Source organism: Rathayibacter sp. AY1E6, from assembly GCF_002931115.1.
GTDB lineage: Bacteria > Actinomycetota > Actinomycetes > Actinomycetales > Microbacteriaceae > Rathayibacter.
In genome coordinates this window covers 244,135-267,431 of sequence record NZ_PSVK01000001.1, presented here as the reverse complement: position 1 = coordinate 267,431, position 23,297 = coordinate 244,135, and the positions used below count along the sequence as shown (strand labels likewise).

The window sequence follows — 23,297 nt, the reverse complement described above, 5'->3', positions numbered from 1 at the left end:
CATGCGCGCCAACGTCAATCTCTTCTGGCTCCTCGCGGGCTTCTTCCTCCTCGCCGACATCACGTACATCGTGTGGTCGCTGCTCGACACGGGCCAGGTGGAGTGGGTCGGCACCGTCGGCATCGGCCTCTCGGCCGTGCTGGGCGCGTTCATCGCGTTTTACGTCGGCCGCGTCCACAAGGCGCAGGGTGCCGAGCTCCCCGAGGACCGCCTCGATGCGGACATCGATGACGGAGACCCCGAGCTGGGCTTCTTCAGCCCGTGGAGCTGGTGGCCGCTGATCCTGGGCGGTTCCGCGGCCCTCGGATTCCTCGGCCTGGCCGTGGGGTTCTGGATCACCTACATCGCCGTCGGACTCTTCCTGGTCGCCATCGCCGGCTGGGTGTACGAGTACTACCGCGGGTACTTCGCCCGCTAGGGCGCATCGCACGGCCGAGGGCCGGGTGCACGAGGGCTTGGGCTCCGTGCACCCGGCCTTTTCGCTTATCCAGGAGGAAGCGATGCGCGGTCGGGGCCCGGTCGGCTCGGCCGTTCGGCTGCGTGCAGGGGCGTCATTCGCCGATCGGTGGCGGATCGAGCCTCCCGGTGAGAGCCGGGACCTCCCGGTGAGGGCCGGGGCCTCCCGGTGAGGGCCGGGATCGCTCAGTCAGGGATGACGAGGTGAGCTGGATCTCTCGCGGTGTCCTGCTGGCGGGACACCGAGGCGTCCTGCGCGGAGGAACTCGTCTGGGCACATCCCGACGGCCCGCGACGCGGAAGCTCGCAGGCGAGTGCAGCGGGCGGCGCCGAGCAGGAGCGTCGGCCGGCGTCATCACCCCTACGGGTCCGCGCTGCGACGGCTCCTGCTCCAGTCGCGGGTGAGCGGGCCACGCCTGTGGCGGCTCTCCTGTGCGCCTATGGGCGTGCCGACGGCGGTGGCGCGCTACGGATCGCGGATACTGCTGCGCCTGCGGCTGTAGTGGGGCTGCTGCGCCTGTTCTGGCGCCTGCGCCGCCCTGCGGACGTCTGCACACCGTTCCGAACCCAGCGGAGCCCGCACCCCGGCGGAACCGCGCGCGCCCCTGCGGCTCTCGGAGCTCCTCGGTACGGCTAGCGGGTCGTGCCGGTCGGCGCGAGGACAGGGAGCCTGAGACGCCGCTGCAGCGACGGTCGTCGATGTCCGGAGGTCGCCTCCTCGGTCTCACCGGCGAGCGTCGCCGTCGCCGATCACAGAGGGTTCGACCGTGAGTGGGGGAGGGCAGTCCTGATAGGCCTGCTGGGAATGGGTACCCTCGAACCGATCCGGAGCGTCTCGACGTGTACGGGGACCGGGGACCTCACCGGACGACCACACTGCGAGCACGCAGAGGGGCTGGCACACTCCATGATCGGATGGCGGCGGACGTCTCCAGCTCGGCGGTGAGACGGCGTCTCGTGATTCAAGGAGCGGAGGTCTCGAGGTCCGGAGTATCGCCCCACGTTCCTGCCGGCTTGTCGCCGTCGAGGCGCTGTGATCCGGTCTCACCGGCTCTCGGTGCACCGACGACCTCCACCGCGCCGGAGGACAGGCGCCGCCCCCCTGCGGGAACGACGAAGGGCCCGGACGAATGAACGTCCGGGCCCTTCGGGGGAGGATCAGTGCTCGCTGTGCGAGCTCTCGAGCTCCTTCTGGGTGACGGGGGTGATCCGGTCCTCGAAGAACCAGCGGGAGAGGCCGGCGCGGACGCGCTGCGGGGCGGTGATGCGGCCACGCGAGTCCGGACGGATCATCAGGGGCTCGTACTCGTCCTGACCGACGAGCTTCCAGCGCTCGTACTCGTCGAGCTGCTGGTGCACCTCGATGAACTCGCCGCCGGGGAGGCGGACGATGCGGCCCGACTCGAAGCCGTGCAGCGCGATCTCGCGGTCCTTCTTCTGCAGCGCCAGGCAGATGCGCTTGGTGATGAAGTACGCGATGAACGGACCCGCGATGAGCAGGAACTGCAGGCTGTGGATCACGCCCTCCATCGTGAGGTGGAAGTGCGTCGCGATGAGGTCGGACGAGGCGGCGGCCCAGAGGACGGCGTAGAAGCTGACTCCGGCGGCGCCGATCGCGGTGCGGGTCGCGGCGTTGCGCGGGCGATCGAGCAGGTGGTGCTCGCGCTTGTCACCGGTGATCCACGCCTCGAGGAACGGGTAGAGCATGACCACGGCGATGAACAGTCCGAGACCGACGAGCGGGATCAGGATGTTGAACGACAGGGTTCCGATGCCCGGGATGGCCCACTCGAGTCCCGGCGGGACGAGGCGCAGGGCGCCGTCGGCGAAGCCGATGTACCAGTCGGGCTGGGTTCCCGCGGAGACGGGCGAGGGGTCGTACGGGCCGTAGTTCCAGATCGGGTTGATCGTGAACAGCGAGGCGATGAGGACGACGACGCCGAAGACGATGAAGAAGAATCCACCGGCCTTCGCGGCGTAGACCGGCAGCACCGGGTAGCCGACGACGTTCTGCTCGGTCTTGCCCGCACCGGGGAACTGGGTGTGCTTGTGGACGACCACGAACACGAGGTGCAGGGCGATGAACGCGAGCACCAGCGCCGGCAGCAGCAGGATGTGCAGCGTGTAGAGGCGGCCGACGATGTCGGTGCCCGGGAACTCGCCGCCGAAGAGCAGGAACGAGATCCAGGTGCCGACGATCGGGATGCCCTTGACCATGCCGTCGATGATGCGGAGGCCGTTGCCCGAGAGCAGGTCGTCGGGGAGCGAGTAGCCGGTGAAGCCCTCGGCCATCGCGAGGATGAAGAGGACGAAGCCGATGACCCAGTTGAGCTCGCGGGGCTTGCGGAACGCACCGGTGAAGAAGATGCGCAGCATGTGCAGGCCGATCGAGGCCACGAACAGCAGTGCCGCCCAGTGGTGGATCTGCCGCATCAGCAGGCCGCCGCGGATGTCGAAGGAGATGTCGAGCGAGGACGACATCGCCGCCGACATCTCGATGCCCTTGAGGGGCAGGTAGCTGCCCTCGTAGTGCGTCTCGACCATCGAGGCCTGGAAGAAGAAGGTGAGGAAGGTGCCCGACAGCAGGATGATGACGAAGCTGTAGAGCGCGACCTCGCCGAGGAGGAAGGACCAGTGGTCGGGGAAGATCTTGCGACCGAACTCCTTGACGACCGCGGAGATGCTCGTGCGCTCGTCGATGTAGTTCGACGCCGCTCCGACGTACCCCTTCTGGAACTTGCCGGATCCGAGGATGACGCCGTCCTCGGGCTCCGCGGGGGAGCTGGAGGGGCGTGAGGGGGTGGTGGTGGACATGTGAGTCATCGCTCCCAGAAGGACGGTCCGACGGGCTCCGTGAAGTCGCTTCTGGCGACCAGGTAACCCTCGGCGTCGACGGTGATGGGGAGCTGCGGAAGCGGACGCTTCGCCGGGCCGAAGATGACGGCGGCCTCGCGCGTGATGTCGAATTGCGACTGGTGGCACGGGCACAGCAGGTGGTGGGTCTGCTGCTCGTACAGCGCCACAGGGCAGCCGACGTGCGTGCAGATCTTGGAGTAGGCGACGATTCCGTCGTAGTTCCAGGTCTCGCGACCCTCACTGACGATGAGGTCCTCCGGCTTCAGGCGCATCAGGAGGACGGCGGCCTTGGCCTTCTCCTCCAGCTTGCCCTCGGCGTCGTTGAGGCCCTCGGGGATGACGTGGAAGGCGGATCCGAGGGTGACGTCCGATGCGAGGATCGGCGCTCCCGACGGGTCCAGGGTGAGCCTCGTGCCCTCTTCCCACAGGGTGGTCTTGAGGAGGGCGACGGGGTTCTGGTCCTGCGGGCCGAGGCCCCGGAACAGGATCACGGCGGGCAGGGGGAACACGACGAGGGAGGCGATCAGGCTGTTCCGGACGAGGGAGCGGCGGCCGAAGCCGGACTCCTTGTCGGACTGGTCGAAGATCTCGAGCGCACGGGCGCGGGTGGGCTCCGCGCTGCGGACGGGGTGGCGGATGTCGATGCCCTCGTGGTCCGACATCAGCTGCTTGCCCCAGTGGACGGCGGCGATGCCGATGCCCAGGAGCGCGAGGGACATGCCCAGGCCGATGAACAGCGTGTTCAGCCGGACCGACGCGACGTCCTCGGTGATCGGGAACGCCATGTAGGCGGCGACCGCGAAGATCGAGCCCGCGAAGGAGAGGTAGAAGAGCGTGTACACCGTGCGCTCGGCACGCTTCTCGACCTTGGGGTCGAGGTCGGTCATCCGGGGGCGGTGCGGCGGGAGGCCCGGGTCCTGGACGCGGTCCCGCGTCACGACCGCGGTGCCGGCCGGAGCCGTTCCGTGCCCGGTGGCCGACGAGGTGGCGAGGTCCGTGCCACCCTCATCGTGCTCTGCCATGGTTCTCCTTTTCACGCCGTGTCGGCACCAGTCGGTGCCGTGGGTCAGTCGCGCCCGTCAGGGCGCTGCAGTCGTCTAGTTGGATCGGGCGGTGATCCACACCGTCAGGGCCACGATCGCGCCGAGGCCGAAGATCCAGAGGAACAGGCCCTCCGCGACCGGCCCGAGGGAGCCGAGCGCGAATCCGCCCGGGGACGGGTTGGCCTCGATGTACTTGAGGTACGAGATGATGTCGCGCTTGTCCTCGGGCGAGATGTTCAGGTCGTTGAAGACCGGCATGTTCTGCGGGCCGGTGACCATCGCCTCGTAGATGTGCGCCTCGGTCACGCCGCCCAGCGGGGGAGCGAACTTGCCCTCGGTGAGCGCGCCGCCGGCTCCGGCGACGTTGTGGCACATGGCGCAGTTGATGCGGAACAGCTCGGCGCCGTTCGCCGCGTCGCCCTGTCCGTCGAGGACCTCGCCCTCGGGGATCGCGGGGCCGGGGGCCAGCGACGCGACGTAGGCGGCGAGCTCGCCGACCTGCTCGTCGGTGAACTGCACCGGCTTCTCGAGCGCCTGGGGGCCGTGCATCTGCATCGGCATGCGGCCGGTGCCGACCTGGAAGTCGACCGACGCCGCGCCCACTCCGATGAGGGAGGGAGCGTTATCGGTGCCCGCGGCGTCGAGGCCGTGGCAGGTGGCGCAGTTCGCGGCGAAGAGTTTCGAGCCCTCGTCGATCGTCTGCTGGCTGGTGGACGACGTCTCCGCGGAGGCGGACGTCGCGACGCCGACCGCGGCGTAGGTCCCGCCGGTGAGCCCGAGGCCGATGGCGATCAGGGCCAGGGTGGCGAGCGGGTGGCGGCGACCCTTCTTGGCTCGGCTCTTCGTCTTCGGGGAGGCCATCGAGGCGTCCTTCCTGCGGGGGTCGGGAGTGGAGTGGGGCATCGGCGGGCGCGTCACTTGAGGAAGTAGATGACGGCGAACAGGCCGACCCAGACGACGTCGACGAAGTGCCAGTAGTACGAGACGACGATGGCGCTCGTCGCCTCCTTGTGGCCGAAGTTCTTGACTGCGAAGCCGCGGCCGATGACGAGGAGGAACGCGATGAGGCCGCCGGTGACGTGCAGGGCGTGGAAGCCGGTCGTCAGGTAGAAGGCGGAGCCGTAGGCGTTGCTGGAGAGCGTGACGCCCTCGGAGACGAGGGTCGCGTACTCGAGCACCTGGCCGGAGACGAAGACCGCGCCCAGGGCGTAGGTGAGGAAGAACCACTCGACCATGCCCCACTTGAACGGGCTGAGGCCCGTCGCACGCGGCTGCAGCCGCTCGGCGGCGAACACGCCGAACTGGCAGCTGAACGACGAGGCCACGAGGATCACGGTGTTCACGCCCGCGTAGGGGACGTTGAGGATCTGGGTCTCGGCGCCCCAGAGCTCGGGGGAGGTGCTGCGCAGGGTGAAGTAGATCGCGAAGAGGCCGGCGAAGAACATGACCTCGCTGCCCAGCCAGACGATCGTTCCGACCGCGACCGGGTTGGGTCGGTTCACTACGGGCGCGGTGGCCGTGGGGGAGAGAGAGGTGCTCGTCACACAGACCATTATGGCCGATGGCAGGGGAGGGAAGTCGCACTAGCCGGGAGGCGATCCTCGTCGCATAATCTGGGAGCCATGTCGGAAACCCTGTCCTGGCCGCACGTTCTCAGCGCACTCCTCGAGTCCTCCGATCTGAGCGTCTCCGAGGCGACGTGGGCCATGGAGCAGGTGATGGAGGGCGCGGCGACTCCGGCGCAGCTCGCCGGACTGCTGGTGGCCCTCCGGGCGAAGGGCGAGACCGTCGACGAGATCGTCGGCTTCCGCGACGCGATCCTCGACCACGCGGTGCCGCTGGACGTGGACCCGATGGCCCTGGACATCGTCGGGACGGGCGGGGACCGCTTCGGGACCGTCAACATCTCCTCCACCGCGTCGATCATCGCGGCCGCCGCCGGCACGCCCGTCGTGAAGCACGGGAACAAGGCCGCGTCCTCCTCCTCCGGCTCCTCCGACGTGCTCGCGGCACTCGGGGTCGACCTCTCCCTCTCCCCCGAGCGGGTGGCCGAGGTGTTCCGGCGGACGGGGATCGCCTTCGTCTTCGCGTCCCTCTTCCACCCCGGCTTCCGGCACGCCGGTCCGGTGCGCGCCGAGCTGGGCGTGCCGACGGTGTTCAACTTCCTCGGCCCGCTCTGCAATCCGGCGCGTCCCGAGGCGTCGGCGGTCGGAGTGGCGCACCTCGACCGGGTGCCGCTGGTCGTCGGCGTGTTCCGGACGCGCGGGGCGACGGCTCTGGTGTTCCGCGGGGACGACGGCCTCGACGAGCTCACGACCACGGGTCACAGCCACATCTGGGAGGTGTCGCGCGGCTCCGTGGTCGAGCACGACCTCGATCCGCGCGACCTGGGCCTGCCCCGCGCCCGGATCGACGAGCTGCGCGGCCGCGACGCCGCCTACAACGCGAGCGTGGTGCGCTCGGTGCTCGCGGGAGACGGCGGCCCCGTCCGCGACATCGTCCTTCTGAACGCGGCCGCGGGCCTCGCGGCGTTCGACCTGGCGCGCGACCCGGACCTGGTGCGCACGCCCGTCCTGGAGCGCCTGCGGACGTCGATGGACCGCGCGGCGGAGGCCGTCGACTCCGGGGCCGCCACGGCCAAGCTCGAGGAGTGGGTCCGCGAGACGCAGCGCGCCGTCGTCCCGCTGCCGTAGGCGCGAGCGCAGGGCGTAACGTGGGGCTGCTGTCCGCGACGGTGCGGGCGGCGATCCACCACGCGCCGGATCGCCCGCAGGTCACGGGACGCCCGAGTGGTGGCCCGATCCTGGAGGAGACCTCGATGAAGAAGCTCATCAACGACCCGAAGAACGTCGTCACGGAGTCGGTGGCCGGCTTCGGCCTGGCGCACGCCGACCTGGTCCGGGTGGTGTCGGATCCCCTGTTCGTGGTGCGGGCCGACGCGCCCCGCTCGGGCAAGGTGGGCATCGTCAGCGGAGGCGGCAGCGGGCACGAGCCGCTGCACGCGGGCTTCGTCGGATTCGGGATGCTGGACGCCGCCGTCCCCGGTCCCGTCTTCACCTCGCCCACGCCCGACCCGATCGTCGCGGCCACGCAGGCCGTCGACGGCGGCGCGGGTGTGCTGCACATCGTGAAGAACTACACGGGCGACGTCCTGAACTTCGAGACCGCGGCCGACCTCGCCGGCGCCGAGGGGATCGAGGTGCGCAGCGTGATCGTCGACGACGACGTCGCGGTGAAGGACTCGCTCTACACCGCCGGCCGCCGCGGCGTGGCCGGCACCGTGCTGGTCGAGCGGATCGCGGGCGCCGCGGCCGAGCGGGGCGACTCCCTCGACGAGGTCGCGACGATCGCCGAGACGGTGATCGCCAACGTGCGCTCGATGGGCGTCGCCCTCACGCCGTGCATCGTCCCGCACGCGGGCGAGCCGAGCTTCGAGCTGGGCGAGGACGAGATCGAGATCGGCATCGGCATCCACGGCGAGCCCGGCCGGGAGAAGATCGCGCTGGAGCCGGCCGACCGCATCGTCGACCGGATCCTCGGCCCGATCCTGGAGGACCTGCCGTTCTCCTCCGGGGACGAGGTGCTGCTCCTGGTGAACGGCATGGGCGGCTCGCCGCAGATCGAGCTGTACCTCGCCTACCGCCGCGCAGCCGAGGCGCTGGCCGAGAAGGGGATCACCGTCGCACGCGGCCTCGTCGGCAACTACACGACGTCGCTCGAGATGCAGGGCTTCTCGCTCACCGTCCTCAAGCTCGACGACGCCCTGACCGAGCTGTGGGACTCCCCGGTGCAGACCGCGGCGCTGCGGTGGGGACGCTGAGCGCCCGCGCGCACACCATGACCGGAACGACAGCCGCAGGAGCGGCCCACGAGGAGGAGACGACCATGCAGGACGCACAGGGAGCCGGGCTCGACGCGGCGTGGGCGACGGCGTGGATCCGCCGCGCCGCCGAGTCGATCGCGGAGCACCGGGTCGAGCTGATCACGCTCGACCGGGCGATCGGCGACGGGGACCACGGCGAGAACATGGACCGCGGCTTCCAGGCCGTGGTCGCGAAGCTGGACGGGGCGCCGAAGCAGGGGCTCCCGGCGGACGTGCTCAAGCTGGTCGCGACGACGCTCATCTCCACCGTCGGCGGCGCCTCGGGCCCGCTGTTCGGCACGGCGTTCCTGAAGGCCTCCGCCGCGGTCGCGGGCGAGGACGCGCTCGAGGGTGCGGACGTCGCAGCGCTCCTGGCCGCGGCGAGGGACGGCATCGTGCTCCGCGGCAAGGCCGAGGTGGGCGACAAGACGATGGTGGACGCGTGGACGCCGGCGGTCGACGCGGCCGCGGCCGCCGCCGAGGAGGGAGCGGCTCCGGCCGACGTCCTCGCCGCGGCGGCGGAGGCGGCGCAGAGGGGAGCGGAGTCGACGGACCCGCTGGTCGCCCGCAAGGGACGCGCCAGCTACCTCGGCGAGCGCGCCATCGGGCACCGTGATCCCGGCAGCGTGTCGACCGTTCTCCTGCTCCGCGCAGCAGCCGAGGCGGCGGCGTGAGCGTCGGGCTGGTCCTGGTCTCGCACAGCGCGCAGCTGGCGGAGGGGCTGGTCGAGCTCGCGGAGCAGATGGCGGCCTCGGTCGCGCTGGTCGCCGCGGGCGGGACGGACGACGGCGGCATCGGCACCAGCTTCGACCGCATCACGGCGGCCCTGGCGGAAGCGGACTCCGGCGAGGGGGTCGTCGTCCTCTGCGACCTCGGCTCGGCGATCATGACGGCGGAGACCGCGGTCGAGTTCCTCGACGACGACGCGCGCGCCCGGGTCCGGATCGCCGACGCCCCGCTGGTGGAGGGGGCGGTCGCGGCCGCCGTCGCCGCGGGCACGGGGGCGTCGCTGGACGAGGTGCTCGCCGCCGCGGAGTCGGCCCGGGGCGAGGCGCTCGCTGCTCCCGCCGAGGAGGCCTCGCCCGGTGACGAGCGCGTGCAGCGCCGCGTCCGCCTCATCAACCCGAACGGCCTGCACGCTCGTCCCGCGGCCGACTTCGTCACGCTCGCCGCCACCTTCGACGCCCGGATCGACGCGAACGGCAAGGACGCCACGAGCCTGCTCGGCGTGATGTCGCTGGGGCTCGACCGCGGGGACGAGGTCGTCCTCTCGGCGTCGGGGCCGCAGGCCCACGAGGCGGTCGGCCGGCTCGGCGATCTGGTCGAGTCGGGCTTCGGCGAGGTGTAGCGCGCCGTCGACCGGTCCAGGGACCGCGGAGGCGCCTCCTCCTACGCTGAGCGCATGGCCCTCCGCGGAACCCGACCCCCGTCCGTCCTGCTCCGCCGACTCGTCACCGTCCCGCGCGTCGTGCGCCGGGCGGACGCTCGTGCGGCCCGGCGGCTGAACGCCCGTCGCCCGTCGCCCGTCGTCGACGGGGCGCTCGTGGGGCTCTCCCGGGCCGCGGACCACGGAGTCCTCTGGGCCGGCGTCGGCGTTCTGCTGCTCCTGGCGGGCCGTCCCCGCGAGGCTCTGCGGGGGACCGCCTCGCTCGCCGCGGCCAGCGCGCTCGCGAACCTGGTCGGCAAGCGCGTGTTCGGCGGCGACCGGCCGCTCCTCGTCGACGTCCCGGTCGGCCGGCGCCTGGCGACGGTGCCGACGTCGGCGTCCTTCCCCTCGGGGCACGCGGCGAGCGCCGCTGCCTTCGCCGCCGGGGTCGCGCTCGAGTCGCCCCGAGTGGGGGCGGCGGTCGCCCCGCTCGCCGCCGCCGTGGCCTTCTCCCGCCTGCACGTCGGCGTCCACTGGCTCTCGGACGTCCTCGGCGGCGCGGCGCTCGGCGCGGCGGTCGCGGTCGTCGGCCGAGCCGTCCTGCCGGCCGAGCCGCGCCACGTGCCCGTCTCGGAGCGCGCGACCCGGCCCCCCGTCGACCGCAGCCCGCTGGGGGACGGCGCCGCCCTCCTCGTGGTCCTCAACCCCGGCGCGGGCCGGGACTCGCACCGCCCGGATCCCGAGCCGCTGGTCCGGGCCCGGTTCCCGAAGGCGCGCGTGCACCGGCTGACCGAGGGGGAGGACCTCGCCGACGTGGTGCGCGAGGCGCGCTCGGGGGACTCTCCGCCCCGGGTGCTCGGGATCTACGGCGGGGACGGGACCATGTCGGTCGGTGCCGCTCTCGCCCGCGCCGAGGGGATGACGCTGCTCGTGCTGCCGGGCGGGACCATGAATCACTTCGCGAAGGCGCTGGGGCTGCTCACCGTCCAGGACGCGCTCGACGCGGCGACGATCGGCGAGCGCCGCGACGTCGACGTGGCCGAGGTCGTCGCGGACGGGGGAGACCCGGTCACGGTGCTCAACACGGTCTCGATCGGCGTCTACCCGGAGTTCGTCGCGGCCCGCGAGAAGCGCGAGAAGCGGATCGGGAAGCCGCTCGCCGCCGTGATCGCGGCCCTCTCGGTCGTGCGGCGCACCGATCCGTTCGAGCTCCGGCGCGACGGGCGCACGCAGCTCGTCTGGTCGTACTTCGTCGGGGTGAATCAGGAGCACCCGCGCACGGCCGCCCCGCTCGCCCGGCGTCGGCTCGACGACGGCCACCTCGACGTGCGCATCCTGCACTCAGGACGGACTCCTCGCACCCGGGGAGCGTTCTCGCTCCTGCTCGGCCGTACGGCGACCCCGGTGGTCGGCCGTGTGCCCGGCTGGCGGGCACCGGTGGTGGAGTCGTTCTCGACGCCGGAGATCACCGTCGGCGCGCGCCGGCCCGCGGGGGACGACCCCGAGTGGGCGCACGACGGCGAGACCGAGCGCTTCGACGGCTCCCGCGACGGATTCGACGAGGCCGTGGTGCGGATCGTGCCGCTGGGCCTGCGGGTCTACGCGGCCGCCGACTAGGGGGCGGTGCCGGCCCGGTCCCCGCCGTCCGGATCCGCCAGCAGCTCGGCCAGCGCGTCGAGGGCGGCGACCTGCCCGGCCACCACCAGCGAGCGGGCCTCGTCGAGCGGGTGCCACCGGGCGTCCTCCAGCTCGGGGAAGCTGCGCAGCACGCCGGAGCCCCGCGGCCACTCCAGCTCGAAGGTGTTGCTCGCGACGAAGGCGGTGTCCGCGAGTCCGCGCCCGGCGAAGACGGTGACGGTCTTGGCCGCGCTCTGCCGGAACGCGCCGAGGAGGGTCAGTTCCCCGTCGGGCGGAGGAGCGCCGGTCTCCTCCTCGAATTCTCGGCGCGCGGCGTCCAGCGGCGTCTCGTCGCCCGTGTGCACGCCCTTCGGGATCGTCCACGCGCGGGGGCGCCGGGTCCAGAAGGGGCCGCCCATCCGCCCGAGGAACACCTCGGTGCCGGAGGGGCCCTCGCGGTGCAGCAGGATCCCCGCGCTCGTCACCGCGGCCATCGCGTCTCTCCGGTCATCCCGCCATCCTGCCCCGCGCCCGTGGAAGGATCGGCAGGACCCGCCCGCGACCGCACGGAGTGAACCATGCACGACCACGAGATCCTCCGACAGCTGCGCGACGCGCTCGGCGACGCGGTCCTGACCGAGGGCCCCGGGTTCGAGGCCGTGCACACCGACAAGTCGGGCTTCTCCGCACCGGGTCGCGCGCTCGCGCTCGTCGCTGCCCGCTCGGTCGAGGACGTGCAGGCGGCGCTGCGCATAGCGACGGAGCACCGGCTCCCGGTCGTGCCGCGCGGAGCGGGAACGGGCCTCGCTGCCGGGGGAGTGGCGAGCGAGGGAGCGCTCGTCCTCTCGACCGCCGCCATGGACCGCATCCTCGAGGTGTCGCTCGAGGACGAGCTGGCGGTGGTCGAGCCCGGGGTCATCAATCAGGCGCTGTCGGACGCCGTCGCTCCGCACGGCCTCGTCTTCTCGCCCGACCCCGCGAGCCGCGCGATCTCGAGCATCGGCGGCAACATCGCGACGAACGCCGGGGGGCTGCTGTGCGCCAAGTACGGCGTGACCCGCGAGGCGGTGCTCGGGTTGACGGTCGTCCTCCCCGACGGACGCCTGCTCCGCACCGGCCGCCGCAGCGTGAAGGGAGTCACCGGGTACGACCTCACCGCGCTCCTGACCGGCTCCGAGGGGACGCTGGGCGTCATCGTGGAGGCCACCGTGAAGCTCCGCCCGATCCCGACCGGGCGCGTGGTCACGGTCGGCGCGTACTTCCCGAGCGTCGTCGCCGCGGCCGCCGCCTCCGCCGCGATCACCGCCGCGCGGCTCCGTCCCGCGGTGATGGAGCTGATGGACGAGGCGGCGCTCGCCGCGATCTCGCGCTACACCGGAGCGATGCTGGACCGCGGTGCCGCCTACCTCCTCGTCCAGACGGACGGCGGAGGAGCGGCGGAGGAGTCGCAGCGCGTCCTCGAGATCGTGACCGCCTCCGGGGGCGCCGCCGAGGCGACCGAGGACCCGGCCGAGGGTGAGGCTCTGCTGGCCGTCCGCCGGGCCTTCCACCCGGCGCTCGAGGCGGAGGGCCGCGTGCTGATCGAGGACGTCTGCGTGCCCCGCTCCGCGCTGCCGGCGATGTTCGCGGCGATCCGCGGCATCGAGGAGCGGACGGGGCTCAGCATCCCCACCGTCGCCCACGCGGGGGACGGGAACCTCCACCCGAACTTCGTGCTGCCCGCGGGGGACGGACCCGTGGGGGAGGACGTCTGGGACGCCGCCGCGGAGCTCTTCCGCACGGCCCTGGCCCTCGGCGGCACGCTCACGGGCGAGCACGGCGTGGGACTGCTCAAGCAGCGCTGGCTGGCGGAGGAGCTGGGCGAGGACTCGCTGGCGCTCCAGCGCGGGATCAAGGCCGTGTTCGACCCGCTGGGGATCATGAACCCGGGGAAGGTCTTCTGAGGAGGGCGCCCCGGGCTACAGCAGCTCGGCCGTGATCATCGAGGCGGTGAGCACGATCGTCGCCGCGGACATGAGCCAGTAGAGGACCGTCTCGCGCCAGGACCCGGAGGAGCCCAGGACGGGCAGCGCGGCGTAGCCTCCGGTGGTCCAGACGTGGCGCAGCGGTGTCCGGCGCAGGCGCCGCGGCAGGCGCACGCGCAGCGGCCACAGCCAGTTGATCCCGCCGGTCGTGAGGGCGTCGCCGGCCACGTGCACGAGGTAGCCCAGCGTCGCGGCGACCCGGAGCCACGCCCAGGTGCCGTCGGCGAGCACGACGAGCAGGACCGTGACGACCGTCGCCCCGGCCCAGGCGATGCGCCAGGAGGGGGCGGCCCGGACGGCCTTCGCGGCGAACGCGAGGGCGGGCAGCGTGAGCACGGCGGCCACGGCGACGGGGCCGACGACCGGCACCGGGAAGCGCAGCGCCGTGAGCACCGGCACCAGGTACCAGACGACGGCGACCGCGAGCAGCGAGTGCATCCCGTGCCGGTGCCCTCCGCTGATCCGGCCCGCGGTCGCCGTGAGCAGGGAGGCGCCCGGCGCCGAGCGGGAGACGGTCGCGCTCGCGTGGTCCGCGTCGGGCACCAGGGCCCAGCCGGCGGCGACTCCGAGGCCGACCAGTCGGAGGTCGAGCGGGAGACCCGCGAGGCCGAGGGGCCCGGCGACGGCGGGCACGGAGGCGGCGACGGCCCAGGCGAGCGCACCGGACACGGCGTGCGAGCGGCCCATCATCGCGGGTCGGCTCCTTCGACTGGGCGCTGCGAGGCCGAGGACGACCGCGGCGGCACGAGAGAACCCCCGGCCGAGTGCGTGAGCACGGACCGGGGGTGAGGGTGGGCGATACCGGACTCGAACCGATGACCTCTTCCGTGTGAAGGAAGCGCGCTACCAACTGCGCCAATCGCCCAGGGGGACGTGCTGGACGACCCGAGAGACGATCGTAGCGGATCCGCGGGGCCCGGATGCACCGCCGACGCCCGCCACGCCCGGGTGAACGGACGGCGACGAGCCGGTTTCGCGCGGAAAGACGCGGATCGGACTCCGAGCGGCGGGATCGGCGTCCGCTCGATTTGGATTCCGGCGCCGCTGTCGTATACATTCTTCTAGGTCGAGCCGGGCAGCGAAAGCGCCGGACAGACAGCAAGACAGCACGACACGCAAGACGGCAACACCAGTACGACCTACATGCGGATGTGGCGCAGCGGTAGCGCATCACCTTGCCAAGGTGAGGGTCGCGAGTTCGAATCTCGTCATCCGCTCGAACACCGGTCCTCGGACCGGCGTCATCGGGACGGCACCCTCGGGTGCCTCCCACCTGGTCGGCCCTCGGGCCGCCGACACCGAATCCCGTACACGGTGGATTGGCCGAGAGGCGAGGCAGCGGCCTGCAAAGCCGTATACACGGGTTCGAATCCCGTATCCACCTCGATCGTTCACCGAACGAGGCGCTCCGCACGGAGCAACGGGCGATTGGCGCAGCGGTAGCGCGCTTCCCTGACACGGAAGAGGTCACTGGTTCGATCCCAGTATCGCCCACCACGAGAACCCCCGGCCCCTGGCCGGGGGTTCTGTCGTTCCCGGCTCCGGCGCTACCCTCGCAGGATGCCCGCCCCGATCCCCGTCGACGACCAGGGCACCCTCCTGCGGCTCGTCTCGCGGGACGACGGACCGGCCCTCGCCGCCGCGTACCGGCGCAACCGCCGGCACCTCGCGCCCTGGGAGCCGACGCGCTCGACCCGCTTCTTCGAGGCGGGGGGCCAGACCGACGCCGTCGCGGACGCGCTCGCCGCGCACCGGGCCGGCAGCGTCCTCCCGCTCGTCCTCGACGCGGGCGGCGTGATCGTCGGTCGGCTGACTCTCGCGAACATCGTCCGCGGCGCCTTCGACAGCGGCGATCTCGGCTACTGGCTCGACAGCGGTCTGCAGGGCCGCGGCGTGATGACCCGCGCGGTCGGAGCCGTCCTGCGCACCGCGCGGGAGGATCTGGGGCTGCACCGCGTGCAGGCCGGGACGCTCCTCCACAACGTCGGATCGCAGACCGTGCTGCAGCGCAACGGCTTCGAGCGGATCGGCGTCGCGCGGCGCTACCTGCGGATCGCCGGGGAGTGGCAGGACCACGTCCTCTTCCAGGCGCTGCTCGAGGGCGGCCCGCTCCAGCCTCCGCCGACTCCGCTCGTCTAGGGTGAGCGGCGCCGGCCTTCTCCCGGCGCTCCGAGCGGGAGGGACGCGCCCATGACCACGCGGCACATCGGCGGACGAGAGTTCGACTTCGAGCGGCAGGTGGCCGTGATGGCGGTCGTGAACCGCACACCCGACTCCTTCTACGACAAGGGCTCCACCTTCGCCCTGGACAGCGCCATCGCGGCCGCCGTGCGCGCCGCGGAGCTCGGCGCCGACTGGGTCGACATCGGCGGAGTGCCGTTCGGCCGCGGCCCCGCCGTCACGCTCCAGGAGGAGCTCGACCGGGTGGTCCCCGTCGTGGCGGGCATCGCGGAGCGGAGCGACGTGGTCGTCTCGGTGGACACGACGAGCGCCGAGGTCGCGCGCGCGAGCATCGCCGCGGGCGCCTCCGTCATCAACGACACGAGCGGGCTGCACGACCCCCGGATGCTCGAGGTCGTCGCCTCCTCCTCCGCCCAGCTCGTCATCACCCACAGCGTGGGCGCCCCCCGCAGCGAGCCGGAGAGACCCGAGTACGACGACGTCGTGGCGACGGTGGTCGACCACCTGCGGAGCCGCGTCGATCGCGCGCTCTCGGGTGGAGTGCCTGCCGGGAGGATCATCGTCGATCCGGGTCACGACCTGAACAAGAACACCCTGCACACGCTCGAGCTCACCCGCCGGCTGGGCGAGGTGGCCGCGCTCGGCCTCCCGGTGCTCGCCGCGGTCTCCAACAAGGACTTCATCGGCGAGGCGCTGGACCGGCCGCAGGGGGAGCGCCTCGAGGGCTCCCTCGCCGCCGCGGTGATCTGCATCCTGAACGGTGCGCGGATCGTGCGCATGCACGACGTGCGCCAGGCGGTGGACGCCGTGCGGATGACGGAGGCGGTGCTGGGCTGGCGAGCGCCCGTCTTCCTCCGCCACAACGTGGAGCCGGCGGCGTGAGCGCCCGCATCGACGGCCTGTCGCCGGCCGGGCGGAACCTGTCCGACGAGGCTCTGCTGGCCCTCTACGCGGACGGGGCGGGCGAGCAGTGGCTCCGGGTCAACTTCGTCGCGAGCGTCGACGGAGCGGTCACCCGCGACGGCGTCTCGGGCGATCTCGGGGGCGCGGCGGACCTGCGCGTGTTCGACCTGCTCCGCCGGCTCGCCGACGTCGTGCTCGTCGCGGCCGGCACGGTGCGGACCGAGGGCTACGGTCCGATGGTGCTGAGCGACGAGTCCGTGCGAGCCCGGCTCGGCACCGGGCTCGCCCCGCAGCCCGTCTTCGCGATCGTCTCGGGGTCGCTCGACCTCGATCCCGCCTCGCGGATCTTCACCGAGGCGCCGGTGCGCCCGATCGTCGTGACCACCGGCTCCTCGCCGGCCCGCCGCCGCGCGGAGCTCGCCGAGGTCGCCGACGTGCTCGTCTGCGGCGACGCAGAGCTCGACGCGACGCGGATGCGGGCGCAGCTCGCGGAGCGGGGGCTCGGCAGGATCCACTGCGAGGGCGGTCCGTCGCTGCTCGGGACCCTCCTCGCCGCGGACGCCGTCGACGAGCTCTGCCTGACCGTCGCTCCGACGCTCGAGGCGGGGGACTCCGGGAGGCTCGCCCGCGGCGACGTCCCCGGATCGCGCCCGCAGCACCTGGCGCACGTGCTCAGCGCCGGCGACACGCTGCTCCTGCGCTACCTCCGCCGGCGCTGACCCGCCCTACTCGCGGCGCCGCTCGTTCCCGTCGCGCTTGGCCTCGGAGGCCGGACGGGCGGCGATCACGGGGTGGGCGCCGGTGAAGCCGTCACGGGCGGACGCGATCGCCAGGATGCGCGGCTTCGCGACGTGCCAGCCCACGATCAGGGCGGGCACGCCGACCACCGCGACGATCCCCACGGTCCAGGTGCCGGTCGGGAAGTCGACGGCGATGAGGACCACCACGATCACCAGGAACGCCAGGGTGAGCCACGAGGTCACCGGGGCGCCGGGCATCCGGAAGGACGGGCGCTCCAGGCGCCCGTGGGCCGCCCAGCGCTGCAGCTGCATCTGGCAGAGGACGATCATGCCCCAGCCCGTGACGATGCCCAGCGCCGAGACGTTGAGGACGATCTCGAAGGCCTCGGACGGCACGAAGAGGTTCAGCACGATCCCGATCAGGGTGATGCTCGCCGTGAGCAGGATGCCGCCGTAGGGGACGCCCTGCTTGTTCATCCGGCCGGTGAAGGCGGGGGCGGAGCCGTTGAGCGCCATGGAGCGGAGGATGCGGCCGGTCGAGTAGAGCCCGGCGTTGATGCTGGAGAGCGCGGCCGTCAGCACGACGAAGTTCATGATCGATCCGGCGATCTCGCCCGAGGAGCCGTCGCCCAGCGAGCTGAAGAACGTGACGAACGGGCTCTCGCCCTTCGAGTAGGCCGTGTAGGGCAGCAGCAGCGTCAGCAGCAGCACCGAGCCGACGTAGAAGACGGCGATGCGCAGGATGACCGAGTTGATGGCGCGCGGGATGACCTTCGCCGGCTCCGCGGTCTCGCCCGCCGCCGTGCCGACAAGCTCGACTCCGGAGTAGGCGAACACCACGCCCTGGACGACCAGGACGCTGGCGACCAGGCCGCCGGGCAGGATGCCGCCGTTGTCGTTCCAGAGGCTGATCCCGGGGTCCACGGCGACGCCGCCGGACTGCAGCGGCCAGCCCGCGGCGAGCACGACGACGCCGATCACCAGGAAGACCACCAGCGCCGTGACCTTGATGAGCGCGAACCAGAACTCCAGCTCCCCGAAGACCTTGACCGAGACGAGGTTCAGCGAGAGCACGACGACCAGGGCGATGAGTGCGAGGAGCCACTGGGGCACGGAGGAGAAGAGCGACCAGTACTTCACGTACAGGGCCACCGCGGTGACGTCGGCGATCGCGGTCATCGCCCAGTTCAGGAAGTACATCCATCCGGCGACGAAGGCGGCCTTCTCGCCCAGGAACTCGCGGGCGTAGGAGATGAAGGAGCCCGAGCTCGGCCGGTGCAGGACCAGCTCGCCGAGCGCGCGGAGGATCAGGTAGGCGAAGACGCCGCAGACCGCGTACACGACGACGAGCGAGGGACCGGCGGTGGCGAGTCGCCCGCCCGCGCCGAGGAAGAGGCCGGTGCCGATCGCGCCGCCGATGGCGATCATCTGCAGCTGCCGGGGCTTGAGCCCGGGACGGTAGCCCTCCTGCTCCTTCGAGAAGTCGGGCTGCACGGGCCCGCGGTCGTCGTCGCTCTGCGTCACGGGGGCTCCCTCGTCACCGGATCGCGCCGGGCGGCTGCTCCGGCACGCCCGTCAGGGTAAGGGCGCGCTGCTCGGAGGAGGCGGGTGGCGCGGTCCGCGGCATGCGGATCCTCTCAGGATCGGGGAGCCTACCCTGGGGGCATGAGCGGTCCGGACCTCGCACGGCAGTTCTCGCTCGACGGCGTCCGGATCCCGTCGCCGGCGAGGCGCCTGAACGGCGGCACCGATCCGGCGCTCGTCTGGCGCAACGAGCTCGACGGGCTGACCTTCCGCGTGGACGCCGGGTACCTGAAGTGGAATCCCCGGTCCACGGGCGTCGACCTCCGTCGCGAGATCGCGCGTCTGCGCTGGCTGGAGGGGCGGATCGTCGCGCCCCGGATCCTGGAGGCGGGCGAGGACGAGGAGGGGCAGTGGCTCCTCACCGCACCGCTGCCCGGGCGGAGCGCCGTCGACCCGGAGTGGACAGCCCGGCCGGAGGAGGCCGTCCGCGCGATCGCGGCCGGCCTGCGGGCGGTCCACGCGCTCCCCGTCGACGCGGTGCCCGAAGAGCTGCGCGGCGACTCCTGGTTCGCGCGCCGGCCGTCGGCGCTCGGCGCGGCTCCGGAGCTCGTGGACCCCGTCGTGGTGCACGGCGACGCGTGCGCTCCGAACACGCTCGTCGACGACGACGGACGCTGGAGCGGCACGGTCGACGTCGGCGACCTGGGCGTGGGCGACCGCTGGGCGGATCTGGCGGTCGCCGCGGTCAGCCTCGGCTGGAACTACGGCCCCGGCCACACCCCGCTGCTCCTCGCGGAGTACGGAGCGGATCCGGACGACGAGCGCGCGGCCTACTACCGCGCGCTCTGGTCGTCCGAGTCCTGAGTCATTTCTTCTTCGCGGCCTCGTCGTCCTGGGCCGCGCCCTCGTCGCTGCGGTTCTCGCTCGCCAGGCGCAGCCAGCGTCCGTCGCGGACGTCCTTCTCGTGCACGGCCGCCTTCTTGTCGCTCGCGGCGGTGTCGCGCGGGGGGAGCTGGATGGTCTCCTCCGCCTCGATGCCCGCCTGCAGCTCGCGTCCGCGCTCGAGCTCGGCGTCGAACTCCGCGCCGAAGAGCAGGGCGATGTTGGTGATCCAGATCCAGAGGAGGAAGACGATCACCGCGCCGAGCGAGCCGTAGGTCTTGTTGTAGTTGGAGAAGTTGGCCACGTAGAACGCGAAGCCGGTCGAGGCGATCAGCCAGATCGCCAGGGCGACGATCGATCCGATGCTGATCCAGCGGAACTTCGGCTGGCGGATGTTGGGCGCCCAGTAGTACAGGGTCGCGACGATCACGATCGCGATGACCACGAGCACCGGCCATTTCGCGATGTTCCACACGGTGAGGGCGGCGGGGCCGAGGCCCACGACGTCGCCGACGGCGGTCGCGACCGGTCCGCTGAGCACGAGGATGAGCGCCGCGATCACGATCAGGACGACCGTCACCACGGTCACGCCGAGCATCGTCGGGCGGAGCTTCCAGAAGGGGCGCCCCTCGTCGATCTGGTAGACGCGGTTCATCGCGCGGCCGAAGGCGCCGACGTAGCCGGAGGCGGACCAGATCGCTCCGACGACACCGGTCACGAAGGCGAGACCCGCGGCGGAGGAGCTGGTCAGCGCCTGGATCGGGTCGCGCAGCAGATCGACGACCTCGCTCGACGCGAGGTTCCCGATCAGGTCGAGCACCAGATCGGTGGTGGCCTGCGCCTGGCCGAAGAGCCCCAGCACCGACACGATCGCGAGCAGGGCGGGGAAGAGCGCGAGCACGGCGTAGTAGGTGAGCGCGGCGGCGAGGTCGGTGCACTGGTCCGCGCCGAACTCGCGGGCCGTCTTCTTGAGGACGTAGAACCAGGAGCGCTTGGTGATGTCGGTGACGTCGTCGGGCTTCCGGGAATCGTCGGGATCGGGCGCTGTCTTCTCGCGGGTCGTGCTCTGCTCGGCCATGCGGACACGCTACGGGGCCGACAGTCGTCGGACGGCCCCCTTGACGGCGCGGCCGGTCGTGTCGCGGGTCAGGCCCGGCGCTGGCGCGCAGCGGCGAGGGTGCCGAAGAGGAGGAAGGAGCAGGTCGCGGCGAGGACGGTCAGCAGCGGAGCCTCCCAGCCGCCGCTCGCGTCGTGCGCGAACCCGATGACGGTCGGGGCGGTGGCGGCCACGGCGTAGCCGATCCCCTGCACCGTGGCCGAGAGCCGCGACGCGTGGGCGTCGGAGCGGGAGAGCCGCACGACGAGCACGAAGACCACCGTGAATCCTCCGCCCTGGGCCGCGCCGCCCAGCACGCACCAGAGCGCCCAGAGCTGCGGGGCGAGCAGCAGCCCCGCCGGCACTGTGCACCAGAGGAGGCCGACGAGCACGATGCTCCCCAGGGGTCCGAGCCTCCGGACCAGGAGCGGGACGCCGAGGGCGCCGGCGACCGCGGCGAGCTGGAACACCGAGGCGCTCGCGCCCGCGGTCGCGATCGAGAAGCCGTTGCGGTCGACGAGCAGCGAGGGGAGCCACGCCGTCACTCCGTAGTACGAGAACGCCTGGCTCGAGAAGCAGAGCGCGAGCGCCAGCACGGTCGCGCTGCGGAAGATCCGCGGAGCCGGTGCGGCCGGTGCGCGGTCGGCGCGGGACGGGCGGGGAGTCGGACGCAGGGCCGCCCGAGGCCCCACGGCCACGAGCCAGCCGGCCAGAGCGAGGGCGTTGAGGGCGAGCCAGACGAGCAGGGCGCCGCGCCAGCCGAGGGCTAGAGCGAGCGGAGCGGTGCCGAGCGAGGTGATCGTCGAGCCGATGTTGAGGGCCGCGGTGTAGACGCCCGTCGTGAGGTCGACGCGCTCGGGAGCGACGTCCCGCCGGATCACGACGGGGAGGACGACGTTGCCGATCGTGATGGAGACGCCGATCAGGACGGTGCCCGCCACGGCCGGTCCCACGTCGCCGATCGATCGGACGATCGTGCCGAGCGCGACGCCGATCACCGTGACGGTCACGGCGGCGTCGGGTCCCGCGCGGCGGATCACCAGGAGGGCGAGCGGAGTCGCCAGGGCGAAGCAGAGCACGGGGATGCTGGTGAGGATCCCCGCCTGGCCCGCGGACAGCGCGAGGTCCTCGCGCACCGCGTCGATGATGGGCGCGACGGCGACGATCGGACCGCGCAGGACCAGCGCGACCAGGGCGACCGCCACGACGAGGAGCCAGGGAGCGCTCCGGCGCGCGGTCATCGGGGCGTCGAGGGCCGCGGCACCCCGGTCAGCCGGCCAGGCCGGGGACCCCGGCCGAGAGGTTGCCGACGATGGTGAAGACGCCCGACACCAGACCGAGGATCCCGGTGACGAGTCCGGCCGTCGCGAGCCCGCGACCGCCTCCGACGAGCGGTGCGGCCGCCCGGCCCTTCGCCGAGAAGACGACGGCGAGGATCGAGGGGATCAGCAGCGGATTGATCAGCAGGCTCAGGACGCCGAGCACGAGGCTCGCGATCGCCATGGGGTTGCGGCCCGCCGCGGAGGACGGGGCGGACGGATAGGCGTACAGCTCCTGCTCCGGAGCGCCCGGGGGCGTGCCGTAGGCGGGAGCGGGCGCCGAGGAGGACGGACGGGACCGGTCCGTCCACGCCGCGCCGTCCCAGTAGAGCTCCGAGCCGAGGTCGGCCGGGTGCGGGTACCACCCGGGCGCGGGCAGCGGAGCGGAGTCGTCGGGCATGGGGCGAGTCTAGAGCGGCGCCGATCAGCTCTTCGGCTGCTCGATGCCGAGCGCGTTCCCGTCGGGATCGAGGATCCAGGCCGCCCAGACGCTGCCGCGGTCGGCCACGCCGTTCTCGGTGCGCAGCTCGTCGCTGTCGTAGTCCTCCGGAGCCACGCCCCGAGCCGCCAGCGCGTCCAGCTCGGCGCGCAGGTCGGCCACCCGCCAGGCGGCCTTGGTCTGCTCGTCCTTCGAGCCCGTGGTGCTGGAGGTGACGGTGAGCCGCGTACCGCCGCAGGAGTAGGCGATCGCCGACTCGCTCTCCTCGAGGACCTCCAGTCCCAGGGAGCCGGCGTAGAAGGCGCGGGAGGCGGCGAGGTCGCGGGAGAGCAGAACGGGGCCGATGGGGGAGTCTGAGAGCACGGTGAGTCCTTTCGTCGGTGGGCCTCCAGTCGACGCCCGCTGCGGCCCGGCGCGGAAGGGGTTGCCACCGGGCGGGCCGGAGGGGGTCGGGCGCGGCAGAATGGCCTCGGCCGTGCCCGCCGCGCGGCCGGGAGGAGCCCTCATGAGCTGGACCATCGACGAGGTGGCGTGGACCCACCCGGACGCCGAGCGTCTGCGCGACGCGCAGCGGTGCGAGCTCGACGAGCGCTACGGCAACGACGACCACGAGCCCGGCACGCCGCCCTCGGCCGACGACGTGCCCGTCTTCCTGGTCGCCCGCGACGCGAGCGGCACGGCGGTGGCCTGCGGCGGACTGCGGCCTCTCGACGACGACGTCCTCGGACCGGGGGCGATCGAGGTGAAGCGGATGTTCGCCGACCGCGCCGCCCGCGGCACCGGAGCGGCCACGGCCGTCCTGCGCGCGCTCGAGGCGCGGGCGGCCGCTCTGGGCACGACGCGCCTGGTGCTGGAGACCGGGACGCTCCAGCCCGACGCGATGCGGTTCTACCTCCGGGAGGGCTACCACGCCATCCCGCCGTTCGGCGCCTACATCGGGTCCGAGCACTCGGTCTGCTACGCCCGCGATCTCGCTCCCGGCGCCTGAG

The 23,297-nt window shown here is 72.5% G+C and carries 23 protein-coding genes and 4 tRNA genes; 15 read left to right on the top strand and 12 right to left on the bottom strand.

Features of this window, described 5'->3' with window-relative positions; translation table 11 throughout:
- Position 1 precedes the first annotated feature (1 nt).
- Positions 2-418 (top strand): cytochrome c oxidase subunit 4, encoded by a 417-nt coding sequence (locus C5C46_RS01210; protein ID WP_104224651.1) that lies wholly within the window; start codon positions 2-4, stop codon positions 416-418.
- 1,196 nt (positions 419-1,614) lie between these two features.
- Here C5C46_RS01210 and C5C46_RS01200 read toward each other — a convergent pair.
- From C5C46_RS01200 to C5C46_RS01185, 4 genes are all read right to left on the bottom strand, one after another.
- Positions 1,615-3,270, bottom strand: coding sequence for a ubiquinol-cytochrome c reductase cytochrome b subunit (locus C5C46_RS01200; RefSeq protein WP_104224650.1), 1,656 nt, complete (start codon positions 3,268-3,270; stop codon positions 1,615-1,617).
- A 5-nt stretch (positions 3,271-3,275) separates the two neighbouring features.
- Positions 3,276-4,334: a ubiquinol-cytochrome c reductase iron-sulfur subunit gene (locus C5C46_RS01195; RefSeq protein WP_104225358.1), complete on the bottom strand. Its 1,059-nt coding sequence runs from the start codon at positions 4,332-4,334 to the stop codon at positions 3,276-3,278.
- 75 nt (positions 4,335-4,409) lie between these two features.
- On the bottom strand, positions 4,410-5,216 hold the full coding sequence (locus tag C5C46_RS01190; protein ID WP_104224648.1) for a c-type cytochrome: 807 nt from the start codon (positions 5,214-5,216) through the stop codon (positions 4,410-4,412).
- Positions 5,217-5,269: 53 nt separating this feature from the next.
- On the bottom strand, positions 5,270-5,908 hold the full coding sequence (locus tag C5C46_RS01185) for a heme-copper oxidase subunit III (protein ID WP_104224647.1): 639 nt from the start codon (positions 5,906-5,908) through the stop codon (positions 5,270-5,272).
- A 69-nt stretch (positions 5,909-5,977) separates the two neighbouring features.
- On the opposite strand from C5C46_RS01185, the gene trpD reads away from it, so the two are divergent.
- The 5 genes from trpD (at position 5,978) to C5C46_RS01160 (ending at position 11,200) form a co-directional block, all read left to right on the top strand.
- The gene (trpD, locus tag C5C46_RS01180; RefSeq protein WP_104225357.1) at positions 5,978-7,048 is read left to right on the top strand and encodes an anthranilate phosphoribosyltransferase; all 1,071 of its coding nucleotides are present in this window, start codon (positions 5,978-5,980) and stop codon (positions 7,046-7,048) included.
- A 125-nt stretch (positions 7,049-7,173) separates the two neighbouring features.
- Positions 7,174-8,175 (top strand): dihydroxyacetone kinase subunit DhaK, encoded by a 1,002-nt coding sequence (gene dhaK, locus C5C46_RS01175; RefSeq protein WP_104225356.1) that lies wholly within the window; start codon positions 7,174-7,176, stop codon positions 8,173-8,175.
- 65 nt (positions 8,176-8,240) lie between these two features.
- Positions 8,241-8,891: a dihydroxyacetone kinase subunit DhaL gene (dhaL, locus tag C5C46_RS01170; protein WP_104225355.1), complete on the top strand. Its 651-nt coding sequence runs from the start codon at positions 8,241-8,243 to the stop codon at positions 8,889-8,891.
- The gene (gene dhaM, locus C5C46_RS01165) at positions 8,888-9,565 is read left to right on the top strand and encodes a dihydroxyacetone kinase phosphoryl donor subunit DhaM (RefSeq protein WP_104225354.1); all 678 of its coding nucleotides are present in this window, start codon (positions 8,888-8,890) and stop codon (positions 9,563-9,565) included. The genes dhaL and dhaM overlap by 4 nt, the downstream gene beginning before the upstream one ends.
- A 54-nt stretch (positions 9,566-9,619) precedes the next feature.
- Positions 9,620-11,200, top strand: a complete 1,581-nt coding sequence (locus C5C46_RS01160; protein WP_104225353.1) for a bifunctional phosphatase PAP2/diacylglycerol kinase family protein — start codon at positions 9,620-9,622, stop codon at positions 11,198-11,200.
- Here the strand turns inward: C5C46_RS01160 and C5C46_RS01155 are convergent.
- Positions 11,197-11,694: an NUDIX domain-containing protein gene (locus C5C46_RS01155; RefSeq protein WP_104225352.1), complete on the bottom strand. Its 498-nt coding sequence runs from the start codon at positions 11,692-11,694 to the stop codon at positions 11,197-11,199. The genes C5C46_RS01160 and C5C46_RS01155 overlap by 4 nt on opposite strands.
- Before the next feature lie 84 nt (positions 11,695-11,778).
- Between C5C46_RS01155 and C5C46_RS01150 the strand changes: the two genes are divergently transcribed.
- Positions 11,779-13,143 carry an FAD-binding oxidoreductase gene (locus tag C5C46_RS01150; RefSeq protein ID WP_104225351.1) on the top strand — a complete coding sequence of 455 codons (1,365 nt, stop codon included), beginning with the start codon at positions 11,779-11,781 and terminating at the stop codon, positions 13,141-13,143.
- Between the two features lie 15 nt (positions 13,144-13,158).
- On the opposite strand, the gene C5C46_RS01145 is transcribed toward C5C46_RS01150, so the two are convergent.
- Positions 13,159-13,914 carry a metal-dependent hydrolase gene (locus C5C46_RS01145; RefSeq protein WP_104225350.1) on the bottom strand — a complete coding sequence of 252 codons (756 nt, stop codon included), beginning with the start codon at positions 13,912-13,914 and terminating at the stop codon, positions 13,159-13,161.
- Positions 13,915-14,016: 102 nt separating this feature from the next.
- Positions 14,017-14,089, bottom strand: a tRNA-Val gene (locus C5C46_RS01140).
- 280 nt (positions 14,090-14,369) lie between these two features.
- On the opposite strand from C5C46_RS01140, the gene C5C46_RS01135 reads away from it, so the two are divergent.
- The 6 genes from C5C46_RS01135 (at position 14,370) to C5C46_RS01110 (ending at position 17,027) form a co-directional block, all read left to right on the top strand.
- Positions 14,370-14,441: transfer RNA gene (locus C5C46_RS01135), tRNA-Gly, on the top strand.
- A 96-nt stretch (positions 14,442-14,537) separates the two neighbouring features.
- Positions 14,538-14,608: transfer RNA gene (locus tag C5C46_RS01130), tRNA-Cys, on the top strand.
- 38 nt (positions 14,609-14,646) lie between these two features.
- A tRNA-Val gene (locus C5C46_RS01125) sits at positions 14,647-14,721 on the top strand.
- Positions 14,722-14,784: 63 nt separating this feature from the next.
- Positions 14,785-15,363, top strand: a complete 579-nt coding sequence (locus tag C5C46_RS01120) for a GNAT family N-acetyltransferase (RefSeq protein WP_104225349.1) — start codon at positions 14,785-14,787, stop codon at positions 15,361-15,363.
- A gap of 51 nt (positions 15,364-15,414) precedes the next feature.
- A complete protein-coding gene (folP, locus tag C5C46_RS01115) occupies positions 15,415-16,287 on the top strand; it encodes a dihydropteroate synthase (RefSeq protein ID WP_104225348.1) in 873 nt (290 codons plus the stop codon).
- Positions 16,284-17,027, top strand: coding sequence for a pyrimidine reductase family protein (locus tag C5C46_RS01110; protein WP_104225347.1), 744 nt, complete (start codon positions 16,284-16,286; stop codon positions 17,025-17,027). The genes folP and C5C46_RS01110 overlap by 4 nt, the downstream gene beginning before the upstream one ends.
- 6 nt (positions 17,028-17,033) lie before the next feature.
- Here the strand turns inward: C5C46_RS01110 and C5C46_RS01105 are convergent, their stop codons facing one another.
- Positions 17,034-18,572 (bottom strand): amino acid permease, encoded by a 1,539-nt coding sequence (locus tag C5C46_RS01105; protein ID WP_258059241.1) that lies wholly within the window; start codon positions 18,570-18,572, stop codon positions 17,034-17,036.
- A gap of 141 nt (positions 18,573-18,713) precedes the next feature.
- Between C5C46_RS01105 and C5C46_RS01100 the strand changes: the two genes are divergently transcribed.
- Positions 18,714-19,436 carry an aminoglycoside 3'-phosphotransferase gene (locus C5C46_RS01100; protein WP_104225346.1) on the top strand — a complete coding sequence of 241 codons (723 nt, stop codon included), beginning with the start codon at positions 18,714-18,716 and terminating at the stop codon, positions 19,434-19,436.
- A gap of 1 nt (position 19,437) precedes the next feature.
- Here the strand turns inward: C5C46_RS01100 and C5C46_RS01095 are convergent, their stop codons facing one another.
- The 4 genes from C5C46_RS01095 to C5C46_RS01080 form a co-directional block, all read right to left on the bottom strand.
- A complete protein-coding gene (locus C5C46_RS01095) occupies positions 19,438-20,532 on the bottom strand; it encodes a YihY/virulence factor BrkB family protein (RefSeq protein ID WP_104225345.1) in 1,095 nt (364 codons plus the stop codon).
- Positions 20,533-20,600: 68 nt separating this feature from the next.
- Positions 20,601-21,791, bottom strand: coding sequence for a CynX/NimT family MFS transporter (locus C5C46_RS01090; protein WP_104225344.1), 1,191 nt, complete (start codon positions 21,789-21,791; stop codon positions 20,601-20,603).
- A 28-nt stretch (positions 21,792-21,819) separates the two neighbouring features.
- Positions 21,820-22,269 (bottom strand): DUF2510 domain-containing protein, encoded by a 450-nt coding sequence (locus tag C5C46_RS01085; RefSeq protein ID WP_104225343.1) that lies wholly within the window; start codon positions 22,267-22,269, stop codon positions 21,820-21,822.
- Between the two features lie 24 nt (positions 22,270-22,293).
- A complete protein-coding gene (locus C5C46_RS01080) occupies positions 22,294-22,671 on the bottom strand; it encodes a VOC family protein (RefSeq protein ID WP_104251082.1) in 378 nt (125 codons plus the stop codon).
- Positions 22,672-22,813: 142 nt separating this feature from the next.
- Between C5C46_RS01080 and C5C46_RS01075 the strand changes: the two genes are divergently transcribed.
- Positions 22,814-23,296, top strand: coding sequence for a GNAT family N-acetyltransferase (locus tag C5C46_RS01075; protein WP_104225442.1), 483 nt, complete (start codon positions 22,814-22,816; stop codon positions 23,294-23,296).
- Position 23,297: the final 1 nt, after the last annotated feature.

Bases quoted from the DNA above. Each gene is read 5' to 3' on its own strand.
- C5C46_RS01210 (WP_104224651.1), top strand. From the start codon at position 2: ATGCGCGCCAACGTCAATCTCTTCTGGCTCCTCGCGGGCTTCTTCCTC.
- C5C46_RS01200 (WP_104224650.1), bottom strand. From the start codon at position 3,270: ATGTCCACCACCACCCCCTCACGCCCCTCCAGCTCCCCCGCGGAGCCC.
- C5C46_RS01195 (WP_104225358.1), bottom strand. From the start codon at position 4,334: ATGGCAGAGCACGATGAGGGTGGCACGGACCTCGCCACCTCGTCGGCC.
- C5C46_RS01190 (WP_104224648.1), bottom strand. From the start codon at position 5,216: ATGGCCTCCCCGAAGACGAAGAGCCGAGCCAAGAAGGGTCGCCGCCAC.
- C5C46_RS01185 (WP_104224647.1), bottom strand. From the start codon at position 5,908: ATGGTCTGTGTGACGAGCACCTCTCTCTCCCCCACGGCCACCGCGCCC.
- trpD (WP_104225357.1), top strand. From the start codon at position 5,978: ATGTCGGAAACCCTGTCCTGGCCGCACGTTCTCAGCGCACTCCTCGAG.
- dhaK (WP_104225356.1), top strand. From the start codon at position 7,174: ATGAAGAAGCTCATCAACGACCCGAAGAACGTCGTCACGGAGTCGGTG.
- dhaL (WP_104225355.1), top strand. From the start codon at position 8,241: ATGCAGGACGCACAGGGAGCCGGGCTCGACGCGGCGTGGGCGACGGCG.
- C5C46_RS01160 (WP_104225353.1), top strand. From the start codon at position 9,620: ATGGCCCTCCGCGGAACCCGACCCCCGTCCGTCCTGCTCCGCCGACTC.
- C5C46_RS01155 (WP_104225352.1), bottom strand. From the start codon at position 11,694: ATGGCCGCGGTGACGAGCGCGGGGATCCTGCTGCACCGCGAGGGCCCC.
- C5C46_RS01150 (WP_104225351.1), top strand. From the start codon at position 11,779: ATGCACGACCACGAGATCCTCCGACAGCTGCGCGACGCGCTCGGCGAC.
- C5C46_RS01145 (WP_104225350.1), bottom strand. From the start codon at position 13,914: ATGATGGGCCGCTCGCACGCCGTGTCCGGTGCGCTCGCCTGGGCCGTC.
- C5C46_RS01120 (WP_104225349.1), top strand. From the start codon at position 14,785: ATGCCCGCCCCGATCCCCGTCGACGACCAGGGCACCCTCCTGCGGCTC.
- folP (WP_104225348.1), top strand. From the start codon at position 15,415: ATGACCACGCGGCACATCGGCGGACGAGAGTTCGACTTCGAGCGGCAG.
- C5C46_RS01100 (WP_104225346.1), top strand. From the start codon at position 18,714: ATGAGCGGTCCGGACCTCGCACGGCAGTTCTCGCTCGACGGCGTCCGG.
- C5C46_RS01095 (WP_104225345.1), bottom strand. From the start codon at position 20,532: ATGGCCGAGCAGAGCACGACCCGCGAGAAGACAGCGCCCGATCCCGAC.
- C5C46_RS01090 (WP_104225344.1), bottom strand. From the start codon at position 21,791: ATGACCGCGCGCCGGAGCGCTCCCTGGCTCCTCGTCGTGGCGGTCGCC.
- C5C46_RS01085 (WP_104225343.1), bottom strand. From the start codon at position 22,269: ATGCCCGACGACTCCGCTCCGCTGCCCGCGCCCGGGTGGTACCCGCAC.
- C5C46_RS01075 (WP_104225442.1), top strand. From the start codon at position 22,814: ATGAGCTGGACCATCGACGAGGTGGCGTGGACCCACCCGGACGCCGAG.